Raw genomic sequence first — 13798 nt, 5'->3', positions numbered from 1 at the left:
GGTGAGCCGCCGGTCGAGCCCCCGGCCGGCCCCTGGCGGGTCTCAGGCGGCGGTCCTGGAGCGGCGCAGCAGCCGTCGGCGGCGGGGGACACGGCCGGTGGCGTCGGTGGCGGTGGTACGAGGCGCGTCCTGGGGCGGTGGCGCCGGGGCGTGCGCGGCGGGCGATCCGGGGCACGGGGGCGCGAGCGGGGGTACGGAGCAGTTCGTACGCCGGGACGCGGCCGACCGGGTGGCGCGCACCCCGCGCAGCCGCCGACGCCGCGCGGGGACGGGGGCCGCCGGAACGGGAACGGGGGCCGGAGCGGCGGCGATTGCGGGGACGGACGCGGGCCCGGGGACGGACGCGGAGGCAGACGCGGGAACGGATGCGGACGCCGGGCGCGGGGAGGGTAGTGCGCCCCGGCCCGCCGGGGCGCCACCCATCGTCGGGCCCACGGGCGCGGGCCCGCTCGTACCCACGGGCGCGGGCCCGCTCGTACGGGGTTCCGCGCCCGGCCCCGCGGTGCGCGCTCCCGTGCGTACCACCGCCCCTTCCGCCGTCTCCCCGGCCGTCTCCCCGGCCGCCCCCGCCGGGGCCGTCCGCGCCGTCCGGGTCAGCAGTACGACGCCGCGCCCCGCGACCACCGCGCCGGCGAGCGCCGCAGCGACCCCGGCGGGGCCGCCCCGCAGCCCCTCGCCGAGCAAGGCGAGCCCTATGACGGAGGCGGCGACCGGGTTGGCGAGGGTGAGCACCGCGAGCGGGGCGCCCAGGCCGCCCCGGTAGGCCGTCTGGGAGAGCAGCAGCCCGCCCGAGGCGAGGGCAGCGACGACGAGGGCCACCACCCCCGCCTGCCAGAGCGGCGGCGCGCCGGCGATCTCGTCGTGCTCCGTGGCGGCGACCGTGACGGTCTGGGTGAGCGCCGACGCGACGCCGGAGATGATCCCGGAGGCCGCCGCGTGGCGCAGCCCGGGACGCGCCCCCGGCCTGGTCAACACGGCGACCAGGGCCATCGCCAGGCCCGCGACGGCGAGCGCCTGGGGCAGGGTGAGGGTGCGCTCGGGGGAGGCCCCGGCCGCCGTCAGCAGGATGATCACGAGCCCGGTGAGAGTGAGCGCCGTACCGTGCCACTCGGTCCGCCCGACCCGTCGCCCCGCGCGGCGCGCGCCCAGCGGTACGGCGGCGACCAGGGTGAGCGCGCCCAGCGGCTGGACGACGGTGAGGGGCCCGTAGGTCAGGGCGACGACATGGAGGAGGGCGCCGGTCGCGTTCAGCCCGACCGCCGCCCACCAGGCGCCCCGGCGGACCAGGGTGAGGACCGGGGTGCCCGGTGCGGTACGGGCGGCGAGACGTTCCTGCACGACGGCCGCGCACGCGTAGGCGACGGCGGAGACGAGGGAGAGCGCCACGGCGGCGCCCATCGCGGCGCTCATGAGGTGCGGCACCGGGCCCCCTTCGCATGACGGCACACGGCCGGGGGGCGGCGTGGCGGTACGGCGGCGGGGTCGGGATCCCGCCCTATCGATACGCGAGTGTACCGATACGGCTTCGTATCGGTACACTCGCGTATCGATGACGCCGCACACGGAGCCCGGCAGGCCCCCGCGGAGCCCCGGAGACGACGGAGGAGAGACGATGACGCCGCAGCAACGCCGCTCCAAGATCACCCCGGAGCGCGAGCTGGAGCTGTTCGAGGCCGTCGTCGAACTGCTCAAGGAGGGCGGGTACTCCGCGCTGACCATGGAGGGCGTCGCCGCCCGCTCCCGCTGCGGCAAGTCCACGCTCTACCGGCAGTGGGGCACGAAGCCGCTCCTGGTCGCCGCCGCGCTGCGCGGCACCCGCCGGGTCCGGCTCGGGGACATCGACACCGGTACGCTGGAGGGGGACCTGCGGGCGGCGGTCCGGGCGGGCGCGGACCGCGCGGGGCGTGACACGGCCCTGGTGCACGCGGTCAGCCACGCCGCGCTGCACAACCCGGAGTTGCTGCGGGCGCTGCGGGAGGCCCTGATGGAACCGGAGATCGCGGCCGTCGACGCCATGGTGGAGCGGGCGGTGACCCGGGGCGAGCTGGCTCCGGGGAACCCGGCCGCCGAGTTCCTCGCCGTCCAGCTCCTCGGGGTGCTGCGCGCGCGTCCCACCATGGAGGGGCGGTACGCGGACGAGGCGTATCTCACGCGCTTCCTGGAGGCCGTGGTCCTGCCGGGGCTCGGCCTGCGGACCAGGACCCCGGGGCCCGATCCGGACGACGGGCCCCATCCCTGACCGGCGGACCGCCGTCCCGAGCGGATGACGGCGGCCCGCCAGCGCCGCACCGTGGGGACGGGAGCGGCGCACCCCATGACGGTGGGCCCCCTCACGCGAGGGGGCCCACCGCCGTGTCCGGGCCCACCGCCGTGTCCGGGCCCACCGCCGTGCCCCGTGTCCGGGCCGGGGGCCTCTCCCGTGCGGCCGCGTCCGGCCGCCCTCATCGGTCAATTCCCTTCTGTTGGTAGTCATATCAGCCACTGTTGACGATCCAAGATGGCCAGATACGCTCGCCTACGCCCCGTACCCGACACGTCACCCCTCGTCGGCCGGGCGCGTCCCACCCGTGCCACCCATGCCACCCGTCCCCTTCATCCTCACTGCCCCTGGAGGCCGATCGTGACCCGCTTATCGGAACAGCGCACGGCTCAGCAGCTTCCGGCCGTACCGTTCTACTGCCCGGTCCCGCCCGCCCGGCACCGTTCGGGGAAGGCTCTCAACGAGCGGACCCTGCGGTGGATGCGCCATCAGCGGCTCGACGAGGACGAACGGCAGCTCGCCCGGCTCGCCGTCTGCGACTTCGGCGGCCTCGCCGCCGCGACCATGCCGTACGGACGGCTCGAACCCCTCACCCTGATGGCCAAGTTGCACGCCCTGCTCTTCTCCCTCGACGACGCGGTCTGCGACGAGTCGGGGGCGACGGCGGATCTGCTCGCGCAGGAGACCTCGCGCCTCATGCGCGCCCTGGAGGCCCCGGACGTCCGGGGCGCCGACGACTCGCCGCACACCGCCGCGCTGCGCCGGCTCCGGCGCGAACTGGAGCGGTACGCGACCGCCCGCCAGCTCGGACGGTTCACGGAGGCGATGCGCGTCTACATGTCGGGGCTGGTGTGGGAGGCGTCCTGGCGGCGCGCACCCGGACTCCCCTCGCTGGACGACTACGTGACGCTGTGGATGCGGGCCATCGGCATGGCGCCCTCCACCGCGATGATGGAGATCGTCGGCGGCTTCACCGTCTCGGACGACGCGCTGCGCGACACCCGGGTACGGGCCCTCACCGAGATCACCTGGACGTTGGTGAGCTGGGACAACGACCTGTACTCCCGGAACAAGGAGCTGGCGAGGGCGGACGACGACCTCAACCTCATCGACGTCGTCCGCCAGGAGCAGGGCTGCGACACCCATCAGGCCCTGGTCCGGGTGGTGGCCATGCGGGACCGGGTGATGGTGCTCTTCGAGCGGATGGCCCGCGAGGTGACCCGGGAGGCCGACGAGGGGCTGCGCCAGTACGTGCGGGGGCTGCGCCAGTTCGTACGGGGCCACCTCGACTGGGCGTCGGCCTGCCCCCGGTACGCGACACCGTCCGCGCCGCGGACCCCGACCGGCGGCTGGTGGAAGCCGGCGCCAGCCGATGACAGCACGGAGCCGCTGCCGATCCCGACGATCGCCTGGTGGTGGGGACAGCTCGCGCCGGTCCACTGACCGGGAGGACCGATCGGGGACACCGACCGGGGAGACCGGCCGGGGAGACCGGCCGGAACACGTATCAAGGAGGTCACGGCACCGGACAGCACTAGACAGGACTGGACATGTATGACTAGCTTCCCGTCATGTCCAAAGAGGTCCTCAAGCATCAGCGCATCGCCCGCGTCCTGGCCCGCGAGATCCACAGCGGCGCCCTGGAACCGGGGAGCAGGCTGCCCGGCGAACACGCGCTCACCCGGCGCTTCGCGGTCAGCCGGACCACCGTCCGGCAGGCGCTGGACGAGTTGAACAGGCAGGGGCTGATCTCCACCCACGCCGGGGTCGGTTCCTTCGTCGCCTTCGACGGCAGCCTGCTCGACAACCGCCTGGGGTGGACCAGGGCCCTGGCCGACCAGGGTGCCCGGATCACCACCCGGACGCTCCGTCTGGAGGCGGTGCGCGATGCCCGGCTGGCCGGGGAACTCGGCCTGGAGGACAGCGGGTTCATGGCGCTCGACCGGTTGCGCGTGCTGCCCGAGGGCACCCCGGTGGCGCTGGAGCGCAGCCGGGTTCCGCTGGTCCCCGCGCTGGCCCGGGTGCCGCTGGACGGACTGCTGGACGACTCGCTGACGGCGACCCTGGCTTCGGCCGGGCTGCGCGCCACGCACGGCGACGAGTGGGCGTCCGTACGTCCGCTGGCCGCCGACGAGGCGACGCTGCTCGGCCGCCGGGAGGGGGAGGTCTGGCTCCACACCCGGCGGGTCGGCCGGGGCGCGGACGGCCGGGTCGTGGAGCAGGTGACCAGCCTGCTGGACCCGGCCCGTTTCCAACTGCACCTCGGCTTCGGCGAGGTGCCGGAATGAGGCGGCCCGCACCCGGCCCCCGGACCGCACCCGGCCCCCGCTCCGCACCCGGCCTCCGGACCGCACCCGGCCTCCGGACCGCACCGGGTCCCCGCTCCGCCCCCGGTCTCCCCGGCGTGTCCGGCCTCCGGACCGGGGCCGGCGTACACCCCCGCACCACGACAGGAAGTTCCCGATGAACCACCAGCACGACCGCGCGCTCGGCGCCCTGTACGGCCTGGCCATGGGCGACGCCCTGGGCATGCCCACCCAGATCATGTCCCGGAAGGCGATCGTCGCCCGGTTCGGCGCCGTGACCGGATTCGAGCCGGGCCCGTCGGACAACCCGGTGAGCGCCGGGATGCCGGCCGGTTCGGTCACGGACGACACCGACCAGGCCGTCATCGTCGGCCGGCTGCTCACCGGGTCGGGCGGGCACATCGATCCGCTGCGGCTCGCGCACGCGCTGCTGGAGTGGGAGCGCGAGATGAAGGCGAAGGGCTCCTTCGACCTGCTCGGCCCCTCCACCAAGGCGGCCCTGGAGGCCGTCTCCCGGGGCGTACCGCCTCAGGAGGCGGGCAAGGCGGGCGCCACCAACGGCGCGGCCATGCGGATCACCCCGGTCGGCATCGCCTTCCCGGAGACTCCGCTGGACCGTTTCGTCGACCAGGTGGCGGCGGCGTGCCAGGTCACCCATGACACCACCATCGGCATCGCATCCGCCGCCGCGGTGGCCGCCGCCGTGAGCCGGGGCGTCGACGGCGGCGGCCTGGAGGACGCCTTCGCGGCGGCCGTCGCGGCGGCGGAGGCCGGTGCGGAGCGCGGCCACTGGGTCGCCGGCGCCGATATCGCCGCCCGGATCCGCTGGGCCGTCGAGCTGGTCCGGGGGCTGCCCGAGCGGCAGGCCCTGGACCGGGTCTGCGACCTGGTCGGCACCAGCGTCGCCAGCCAGGAGTCGGTCCCGGCCGCCTTCGCCGTACTGGCCCTCGCCGAGGGCGACCCGTGGCGGGCCTGTCTGCTGGCCGCGAACCTCGGCGGCGACTGCGACACCATCGGCGCCATCGCCGGCGCCGTCGCGGGCGCCGTGCGCGGTGCCTCGGGGCTGCCCGCCGAGGCGCTGGCCACCCTGCGCTCGGTCAACGGTCTCGACCTGGAGCCGCTCGCCACCGACCTGCTCGCGCTGCGCGCCACCCCGGCCGCGTGACGCCATGCCCACGCCACAGAGCCACGGAAATCCGCAGAGTCCAGGAAACCCGCAGAGCCGACGGAGCCCACGGAGCCCAGGAAATCCGGAGCGTCCGGAGAGAAAGACAGGTACCACCATGGCGGCTTCAGAGAACGACCGCGTCGGGACCGTCGAGACCAGAGGCATCGAGCCGGTCCCGGACACCGAGCGCCGCGGCCACGCCGGACAGATGTTCTGGACCTGGTTCGCCGCGAACATCAGCATCCTCGGCCTGCCGCTCGGCGCGGCGCTGGTCAGTTTCCGGGGCCTGAACTTCTGGCAGGCGGCCGTCGTGGCCGTCCTCGGGGCCTTCGGCTCCTTCGCCCTGGTGGGCGCGTTGAGCATCGCCGGCAAGCGGGGCGGGGCGCCCGCGCTGACCCTCTCCCGAGCGGTGTTCGGGGTACGGGGCAACGCGGGCCCGACGCTGGTCACCTGGGTGAGCCGGCTCGGCTGGGAGACCATCAACACCACCACGGCGGCCTTCGCCCTGCTGGCGCTGCTCGACGTCGCCTTCGGCATCCGCCGCAACGCCGTGCTCACCGTGGTCTGTCTGCTGGTCTTCATCGGCTGCACGCTGCTGATCAGCGGCCTCGGCCACGCCACCATCATGTGGATCAACAAGTGGGCCACCTATGTCTTCGGCGTGCTCAACCTGGTCGTGATCGCCTTTCTCGCCGCCACGGTGGACTGGCAGAAGGTCTTCCACGCACCGGCCGGGCCGGTGAGCGCGATGGTCGTCGGCACCGGGATGATCGCCGCCGGTACGGGTATCGGCTGGGCCAACGCGGGCGCCGACTACGCCCGTTACCTGCCCCGGCGGGTCCCCGGCGGCCGGCTCGTGGCCGCCTCCGCGTTCGGCGCGGGTATCCCGCTGGTCGTGCTGATCTCCCTGGGCTCGCTGCTCGCTGCGGGTGAGCCGGGCCTCGCCTCCGCCGCCGACCCGGTCTCGGCGATCAACGCGATGCTGCCCGCGTGGATGTCCGTCCCGTACCTGATCGCCGCCTTCGGCGGGCTGCTGCTCTCCAACCACCTCTCCGTGTACTCGGCCGGGCTCACCATGATCACGCTGGGGATACGGGTCCGGCGCACCCTCGCGGTCGGGCTGGACGTCGTGGTCACCTTCGCGGGCGGCATCTACTTCATCCTGATCGCCAAGGACTTCTACGGTCCGTTCATCACCTTCCTCACCCTCCTCGCCGTGCCGATCACCGCCTGGGTGGGCGTCTTCGCGGTGGATCTCCTGGTCCGCCGCTCCTACGACGCCCCGGCGCTGATGGACACGGGACGCACCAGCCGCTACTGGTTCCGGGGCGGGGTCGCCTGGTCCGCGATGACCGCCTGGGCGGCGGCCATCGTGGTGGGCCTGCTCTTCACCGAGGCGAGCACGGGCCCGGACGACGTGTGGTTCTCCGGGCCGCTCGCGGGGAGCTGGATCGGGGCCAACGGGCTCGGCTGGGTGGTGACCCTGGCGCTCGCCGCCGGTGGGTACGCGCTGCTCCGCCGGGTGGACGGCGCCGTAAGCGATGAGGCGTCCCGGCAGCCCGCCCAGGAGCCGGACCAGGGGCAGGACCAGGGGCAGAACCCCGCGTCCGGCCAGGGCCGGAGTGAGGGCGAGGGGCCGGCGCTCGCCGCCGGGCCGGCCGCGCGGGAGACCGCCCGGAAGACCGCGCGGGAGACCTCATGAGCGGCGGACGGAACGACGCCGGTGACGGCGGTACGGGCGGCCGGCTCGTCCTGGTCGGCAACGCCATCGTCGACCTGGTGATGCGGGTGCCCGCGCTGCCCGAGCGCGGCGGCGACATCATCTCCGGCTCCACCGCCCTCACCACCGGCGGCGGCTTCAACGTCATGGCCGCCGCCCGCCGGCTGGGGCTGCCCGCCCTGTACGCGGGCGCCCATGGCACGGGGCCGTTCGGCGACCGGGTACGGGCGGACCTCGCCCGGGAGGGCGTCGGGCTCCTGCTGCCCCCGGTCGGGGCGGCGGACACCGGGTTCTGCGTCGCCTTCGTCGACGACGGCGGCGAGCGCACCTTCGCCACCAGCCTCGGCGCCGAGGCCCGGCTGACCGAGGCCGACGCCACGGCCGTACTCGGCGCGCTGCGCCCCGGCGACCTGGTGCAGATCTCCGGATACGGGCTCGCTTACCCGGTCAACGGCCCGGTCCTGGCCTCGCTCGTGGCGCGGCTGCCCGAGCATGTCCGGGTCTTCCTCGACCCGGGGCCGCTGGTCGACCAGATCCCCGGGGAGGTGCTGGAACCCGTCCTGGCGCGCTGCGACTGGGTGAGCTGCAACCAGCGGGAAGGGCTGCTGCTGACCGGGGCGGCCGACGCCCGGGGTGCGGTGGAGGCGCTCGCGGCGCGGCTGGGGCCGGGTACCGGGGTGGTGCTGCGGGCCGACGCGGACGGCTGCTGGCTGCTCCCGCCCGGCGGCACGGCCCGGCACCTGCCCGGCCGCCGGGTGACCGCGGTCGACAGCAACGGCGCGGGCGACGCCCATGTGGGGGCCTTCCTGGCCCTCCTCGGCCAGGGTCTGGACGCGACCGCCAGTGCGCGGGGCGCCAACGCCGCCGCGGCCTTCGCGGTCACCCGGCACGGCCCGGCCACCGCGCCGACCCCCGGCGAACTGCTCGACTTCCTCGCCGGGGAGCCGGAGCCGGGCCCGGCGGCGGAGCGGCTGACGGAGCTGCTGGGGTCCGTGTTCGGACGGTAGGGGCGAACGCGGCGGACGCGGAATCCCTTACGGGAAGTCCCTGTACGCGGAATCCCGTGCGCGGAGTCCCGTACGGGTCGTCCCCTGCGGGCAGTCCCGTACGGGTCGTCCGCTGCGGGCAGTCCCGTACCGGCGGTCACCTCCGGGCAGTCCCGTAAGGGCGGTCCCCTACGGGCAGTCCCGTACGCCCGTCAGTACCCGCGCCACCAGCGGACCACGGCCCGCCACGCGCGTCCGGGGGCGCTGGTGCCCGTGGGCCGCTCCGTGTCCACCGGGACGGTCGCCGTCCCACCGGCCCCGGCTCCCCCGGCGCCCCCGGCCTCCCCTGAGGCCACCAGGTCCACCGGAGACGCCGGGGTCACCGGGGCCACCGGGGCCGCGGGCGGCAGTTCCGCGCCCGGCGCCGCCGGTGGAGCGGCGGCGGGCGGAGGCGAGTCGACCTGCCAGCGGGGGCGGGGCGGGGGCATGACGGCGTTGGGCGGGACCGTGACGTCCTGCGGCGGGCGGGGGGCGAAGGTCACCGGCAGTTCGACGAGCTGACGCGACATCAGCGCGCCCGACCAGCGCAGTTCGTCCTCCTCCACCGCGAGCTGGAGGTCCGGCAGGCGGAGCAGCAGCGCGTCGATCCCGGTGTCGGCGATGGCGCGCCCGATGTCCTGCCCGGGGCACTCGTGCGGGCCGCCGCTGAAGGCGAGATGGGACCGGTTCCCCTGCATGGACGCGGAGAGGTCGGGGCGTACCACCGGGTCGGCGTTGGCCGCCGCGATCCCGACGACGAGCGCGTCCCCCGCCTTGATCGACTGTCCGCCGAGTTCGGTGTCGCCGACCGCCCAGCGGCCGAGGATGGTGGTGAACGGCGGCTCGTCCCAGAGCGTCTGTTCGACCGCCTCCGGCAGGGTCATGTGGCCGCCGCTCAACTGGGCCCGGAACCGGGGGTCGGTGAGGACCATCCGCAGCACATTGGCGATCAGGTTGGCGGTCGTCTCGTACGCCGCGATGAGCACCAGCCGGAGATGCTGGCTCACCTCGTCGTCGGTGAGCGCGGCCGGGTGCTCGGTGAGCCAGGTCGCGAAGTCCTCCTCGGGAGCGGTACGGCGCCGCTTGACCAGCCGGGTCAGGACGTCCATAACGTACGCGTTGCTCTCGTTGGCGGTGGCGGTGCCCTTGATCATGTCGCGGGCCGCCGCCACCAGCCGCTCGCTGTACTCCTCGGGCGCCCCGATGATCTGCGCCATCACCATCATGGGCAGGTGCTCGGCGAAGGCGGCGACGAGGTCGGCCTTGCCGTCCCGGCAGAACTCGTTGACCAGCCGGTTGCTGTAGCGGTTGATGTAGCGCCGTACGCCCCGGTGGTCGATCCGCCCGATCGAGTCGGTGACCGCGCCGCGCAGCCGCTCGTGGTCGCCGCCGTCGGCGAAGACGCAGATGGGCTGCCAGGTGAAGATCGGTGCGAGGGGGTGGTCGGGCGGGGCGGTGCCGTCGTGGAGCGCGCGCCAGCGCCGGGAGTCCCGGGAGAACTGCGAGGGGGTGCGGGTGACGTGCAGGTTCTCGCTGTGGCCGAGGACGAGCCAGGCGGGCAGGTCGCCGTGGAGGAGGACCGGCGCCACGGCCCCGTGCTCGGCGCGCAGTCGCTCGTACAGGCCCATCGGGTCGTGCTCGGCCTCGGGCCCGTAGAGCCGCCGGAGGCCGCCGGGCGCCACGCCGTTGACGCGCTCGACGGCCGGGCGGGGCCGGGTGTCCGCGGCCGGGCCGGTGTACGGGGCCGTCGGCAGGCCGGTGCCCAGGGCGTGGGCCGGGCAGCCGGGCGGCGGTACGGCGCCGCTGTCGTCCCCGGGTCGCTGGGGGAAAGGGGTGGTCACGGTGGCTCCAGGGTCGGACGGGAAGAGACGGGAGGAGAGGGAGAGGCGAAGGAAGGGGAGAGGAGGGGAGGCGAAGGGAAGGGAGGGGGCCGGAGGGGGACGGAGGCGCGCGGGAGGCGGCGCGCGCTCACTCCGGGGGCGCGGAGAGCGCGTACAGGTACCGCATCAGCGTCAGCAGGACATCGCGGCTCGACGAGCGCAGCCGCGCGTCGCAGTCGACCATCGGAACCTCTTCGGGCAGGTCGAGCGCGCCCCGCAGCGCCTCGACGGGGTGGGTGGGCGCGTCGGGGAAGGTGTTGACGGCGACCACGAAGGGCACCCCGCGCTCCTCCAGCCGGCCGATCACGTCGAAGCTGACTTCGAGGCGGCGGGTGTCGACGAGGACCACCGCGCCCAGCGCGCCTTCGAAGAGGCCGTTCCAGAGGAACCAGAAGCGTTCCTGGCCGGGGGTGCCGAAGAGGTAGAGCACCAGGTTCTCGGTCATGCTGATGCGGCCGAAATCCATCGCGACGGTGGTGGCGGTCTTGCTCTCCACCCCCCGGTTGTCGTCCACCCCCACCCCGGCCTGGGTCATGGTCTCCTCGGTGGTGAGGGGCCTGATCTCACTGACCGAGCCGACCATCGTCGTCTTGCCGACCCCGAAGCCGCCCACGATCACGATCTTCACGGCCGAGGTGACCGTGGTGGGCAGGATGTCCTCGGCCCGGGGCCCGGTGACCGTGCCGGAGCGGGGGCCGGGGCCGGGGGCCGGGCCGGGGTACGGGTCAGAGTCTCTGGAGTCCATGCATCACCGCTTCGAGCAGGGACCGGTCCGGGAGCGTGGCGCGGACGATCGGCGCCCGCGACTCGGCCATTCCGGTCGCGAGGAGTTCGGTCAGCAGCGCGGTCACCACGCTGAAGGGGAGGCTGAGATAGGCGGAGATCTCCGCCACCGAGAGCGGCCGGTGGCAGAGGCGCAGGATGGCGGCCTGCTCCGGCTGGACGGTCGGGGACGGTCCGGTCCTGGCCACGATCATGGTGACGAGGTCGAGCGGGGCCCGTTCGGCGCCGTCCGGGCCGCCGGTGATCACATAGAGCCGCTCCGGGTCCGCCGCGTCCTCGTCCGGCAGCCGCCGTTCGCGCCGGGGCGGCCGGGTCATCCGGGGTGCCCGTCGTGCCGCGGCGGACTGGTCAGATGGGCTCCGATCCGTACCACCATGTCCCGCATCCGGGCGCCGACCAGGCCCGCGTCCACCGTGTCGTCGGTGAGGACGGCGAGATACGCGCCGGCGCCCGCCTCCATCAGATAGAAGAAGCCGCCGCCGACCTCGATGACGACGAGGCGCATATGGCCGTCGCTCAGCGGGATCTCGGCGGCGACGGCGGCGGCGAGGCTCTGGAGCCCGGCGCAGGCCGCGGCGAGCCGGTCGGCGCCGTCCGGGTCGCCGCCGTGCCGGGCGATCCTGAGCCCGTCGGCGGAGAGGACCACGATCTGCTGGATCTGGGGTACCCCGGTGGCGAGTTCCTTCAGCATCCAGTCCATGTTCGCCCGCTGCTGGATCACGTGAGATCTCCCTTGCCCCGTACATCGTCGGATTCGCCGTGGTCACCGGTGTGTTCCGGCGACTCCGTTGTTCCGGTCGCGGGCTCCTCGGGGGCGCCGTTGACCGCCTTGGTGAACGCATCGAGCCAGATACCGGGTCCGGGCCGCTGCTCGGGGGCGGGGGCCGCGCCCGGGGCCGCCACGCGCTCCGGTACCGGGTGGCCGTTGGTCCGGCCGTACGGGGCCTCGTACGGCTGCCCGGTGGGGCGGAGCCCGAGGTTGTGCGAGCCGAGCGGGGCGCGGCCCCGGCTGCGCCGCTGGGGCAGTCCGTTCTCCGTCCACTCCGTCACCACCGGTACGTCGTCCTCGCCCGACGCCGAAGCCGGCGCGGGGGCCGGGGCGGGGGCCGCCGGGGCGGGGGCCGGGGCCGCGACCGGCAGGGAGGGCTGCGGTCCGGTGACCGGCCGGGGCGGCCGGTCGGCGGGGCGGAGGATGTCGGTGGTGGGCAGGTCGGAGACGGTGCCCCGGGGCAGTGCGGAGGCGCCGATGCCGTGGGCGATACCGGGCGCGGGTCCGGTGGTGACGATGTCGCGCGGGACGATGAGGACGGCGCGGACCCCGCCGTACGCCGACTGCCGCAGCGAGACCTGGAGGTGGTACATCTGGCAGAGCCGTCCGACCACGGCCATGCCGAGCCGGGGGGTCTCACCGAGGTCGTCGAGGCCGATCCCGGCCTGGGCGCGGGCGAGCATCCGCTCGGCGCGGGCCCGCGCCTCCTCGCTGAGGCTGACGCCGCCGTCCTCGATCTCGATGGCGATACCGGTCTGCACCTCGACGGCCGTGACATGGACGCGGGTCTGGGGCGGCGAGTAGCGGGTGGCGTTGTCGAGGAGTTCGGCGCAGGCGTGGATGACCGGCTCGACGGCGGTGCCGACGATGGCGACCTTGGCGATGGAGTGCAGGTCGACGCGCTGGTACTCCAGGATCCGGGACATGGCGCCGCGCAATACGCTGAACAGCGGTACGGGCCTGGGCCATTGGCGGCCGGGCCGGGCCTTGCCGAGGACGGCGATGGAGTCGGCGAGCCGGCCGATCAGCGCGGTGCCGTGGTCGATGCGGAGCAGGTCGTCGAAGACCTCGGGGTTGCGGCCGTGGGCCTCCTCCATCTCCCGCAGCTCACTGGCCTGTTGGTGCACGATCGACTGCACGCGGCGCGCGATGTTGACGAAGGCGCGCTGCGCGGCCTCGCGCATGGCGTCCTCGTCGTCCGCGATCTGGAGGACGGACCGGAGCAACACCCGCTGTGCGGCGGGCAGATGGCGGTAGCGGTCGTCGCCGTCGACCAGCGCGTGGATCACCTCGTCGGGTGACTCGCCCTGGTGGAGCCGGTGGACGGCGGCGGGCATCAGCTCCTTGCCGAGCCGTACGTTCTCCTCGTCCAGTTGGGCGAGGCGCCCCTCCAACTGGGCGATCCGGTAGCCGTAGTGCTCGTGGAGCACGCTGATGGCACGGCGCCTGCGGGCCAGTTCCACCGCGCACCAGAGTGTGACGGCGAGCGCGCCGGCGGCGTAGAGCGCGAGCGGGATCCGGGCGGCCTCCCCGGCGAGGACCACGGCGAGCGCGGTCACGGCGGCGGCGAGGAGGAGCGGAAGGAGCGGGCCGCGCAGACCCGGTGGCCCCTGTTCCCCGGGGGGTGCTTGTTCCTTGGGTGGTGCTTCAAGACGAACCATGTAAGCCCTCTGGCGGTCGATTCAGGTCGGTTTTCGAACAATCAAGGAACCTGGGAACAAGTGCCTGATTACGTATCAACTCGTCGCGTAACGCGAGAGCCTAGTCCGACCCGAACGCCCCCTCGGCATATTCACGCAACCTCCTGCACAGGCGCCCCGGGGCGTCATAGACTCGCCGGTTCGCACCCTGCGCTCACGAGACGGCACGAACGGTGACGGCGCACGG

Annotated in this window: 11 protein-coding genes and 1 pseudogene; 6 read left to right on the top strand and 6 right to left on the bottom strand. The window is 74.4% G+C overall.

Features of this window, described 5'->3' with window-relative positions:
• Positions 1–588: 588 nt before the first annotated feature.
• A pseudogene (locus AB0O07_RS03595) lies at positions 589–1410 on the bottom strand (DMT family transporter); the annotation flags it as partial.
• A 202-nt stretch (positions 1411–1612) separates the two neighbouring features.
• On the opposite strand from AB0O07_RS03595, the gene AB0O07_RS03590 reads away from it, so the two are divergent.
• The 6 genes from AB0O07_RS03590 to AB0O07_RS03565 all read left to right on the top strand — a co-directional run bounded on the left by AB0O07_RS03590 (position 1613) and on the right by AB0O07_RS03565 (position 8461).
• Positions 1613–2239: a TetR/AcrR family transcriptional regulator gene (locus AB0O07_RS03590; RefSeq protein ID WP_365626190.1), complete on the top strand. Its 627-nt coding sequence runs from the start codon at positions 1613–1615 to the stop codon at positions 2237–2239.
• A gap of 381 nt (positions 2240–2620) precedes the next feature.
• Positions 2621–3703 carry a hypothetical protein gene (locus tag AB0O07_RS03585; RefSeq protein WP_365626187.1) on the top strand — a complete coding sequence of 361 codons (1083 nt, stop codon included), beginning with the start codon at positions 2621–2623 and terminating at the stop codon, positions 3701–3703.
• 128 nt (positions 3704–3831) lie between these two features.
• Positions 3832–4548: a GntR family transcriptional regulator gene (locus AB0O07_RS03580; RefSeq protein ID WP_365626184.1), complete on the top strand. Its 717-nt coding sequence runs from the start codon at positions 3832–3834 to the stop codon at positions 4546–4548.
• A 175-nt stretch (positions 4549–4723) separates the two neighbouring features.
• Positions 4724–5731 (top strand): ADP-ribosylglycohydrolase family protein, encoded by a 1008-nt coding sequence (locus tag AB0O07_RS03575; RefSeq protein WP_365626181.1) that lies wholly within the window; start codon positions 4724–4726, stop codon positions 5729–5731.
• Between the two features lie 118 nt (positions 5732–5849).
• Entirely contained in the window at positions 5850–7436 is a 1587-nt protein-coding gene (locus AB0O07_RS03570) for a cytosine permease (protein WP_365626178.1), read from the top strand.
• Complete coding sequence (locus AB0O07_RS03565) at positions 7433–8461, top strand: PfkB family carbohydrate kinase (protein WP_365626175.1); 1029 nt, start codon at positions 7433–7435, stop codon at positions 8459–8461. The genes AB0O07_RS03570 and AB0O07_RS03565 overlap by 4 nt, the downstream gene beginning before the upstream one ends.
• Positions 8462–8652: 191 nt before the next feature.
• On the opposite strand, the gene AB0O07_RS03560 is transcribed toward AB0O07_RS03565, so the two are convergent.
• From AB0O07_RS03560 to AB0O07_RS03540, 5 genes are all read right to left on the bottom strand, one after another.
• Positions 8653–10320 (bottom strand): cytochrome P450, encoded by a 1668-nt coding sequence (locus tag AB0O07_RS03560; RefSeq protein ID WP_365626172.1) that lies wholly within the window; start codon positions 10318–10320, stop codon positions 8653–8655.
• 127 nt (positions 10321–10447) lie between these two features.
• Complete coding sequence (locus tag AB0O07_RS03555; RefSeq protein WP_365626169.1) at positions 10448–11104, bottom strand: ATP/GTP-binding protein; 657 nt, start codon at positions 11102–11104, stop codon at positions 10448–10450.
• Positions 11085–11459, bottom strand: a complete 375-nt coding sequence (locus AB0O07_RS03550) for a DUF742 domain-containing protein (protein ID WP_365626167.1) — start codon at positions 11457–11459, stop codon at positions 11085–11087. Before AB0O07_RS03550 ends, AB0O07_RS03555 begins: the two co-directional genes overlap by 20 nt.
• Positions 11456–11863 (bottom strand): roadblock/LC7 domain-containing protein, encoded by a 408-nt coding sequence (locus tag AB0O07_RS03545; RefSeq protein WP_365626164.1) that lies wholly within the window; start codon positions 11861–11863, stop codon positions 11456–11458. Before AB0O07_RS03545 ends, AB0O07_RS03550 begins: the two co-directional genes overlap by 4 nt.
• A complete protein-coding gene (locus AB0O07_RS03540) occupies positions 11860–13572 on the bottom strand; it encodes an ATP-binding protein (RefSeq protein WP_365626161.1) in 1713 nt (570 codons plus the stop codon). The genes AB0O07_RS03545 and AB0O07_RS03540 overlap by 4 nt, the downstream gene beginning before the upstream one ends.
• Positions 13573–13798 lie beyond the last annotated feature (226 nt).

Origin of the sequence: Streptomyces sp. NPDC093085 (assembly GCF_040683935.1) — a bacterium.
Taxonomy (GTDB): Bacteria; Actinomycetota; Actinomycetes; order Streptomycetales; family Streptomycetaceae; genus Streptomyces.
The sequence above is the reverse complement of the archived record's forward strand: the minus strand, read 5'-3'. Positions and strand labels throughout refer to the sequence as shown.

Bases quoted from the DNA above. Each gene is read 5' to 3' on its own strand.
- AB0O07_RS03590 (WP_365626190.1), top strand. From the start codon at position 1,613: ATGACGCCGCAGCAACGCCGCTCCAAGATCACCCCGGAGCGCGAGCTG.
- AB0O07_RS03580 (WP_365626184.1), top strand. From the start codon at position 3,832: ATGTCCAAAGAGGTCCTCAAGCATCAGCGCATCGCCCGCGTCCTGGCC.
- AB0O07_RS03575 (WP_365626181.1), top strand. From the start codon at position 4,724: ATGAACCACCAGCACGACCGCGCGCTCGGCGCCCTGTACGGCCTGGCC.
- AB0O07_RS03570 (WP_365626178.1), top strand. From the start codon at position 5,850: ATGGCGGCTTCAGAGAACGACCGCGTCGGGACCGTCGAGACCAGAGGC.
- AB0O07_RS03565 (WP_365626175.1), top strand. From the start codon at position 7,433: ATGAGCGGCGGACGGAACGACGCCGGTGACGGCGGTACGGGCGGCCGG.
- AB0O07_RS03555 (WP_365626169.1), bottom strand. From the start codon at position 11,104: ATGGACTCCAGAGACTCTGACCCGTACCCCGGCCCGGCCCCCGGCCCC.
- AB0O07_RS03550 (WP_365626167.1), bottom strand. From the start codon at position 11,459: ATGACCCGGCCGCCCCGGCGCGAACGGCGGCTGCCGGACGAGGACGCG.
- AB0O07_RS03540 (WP_365626161.1), bottom strand. From the start codon at position 13,572: ATGGTTCGTCTTGAAGCACCACCCAAGGAACAAGCACCCCCCGGGGAA.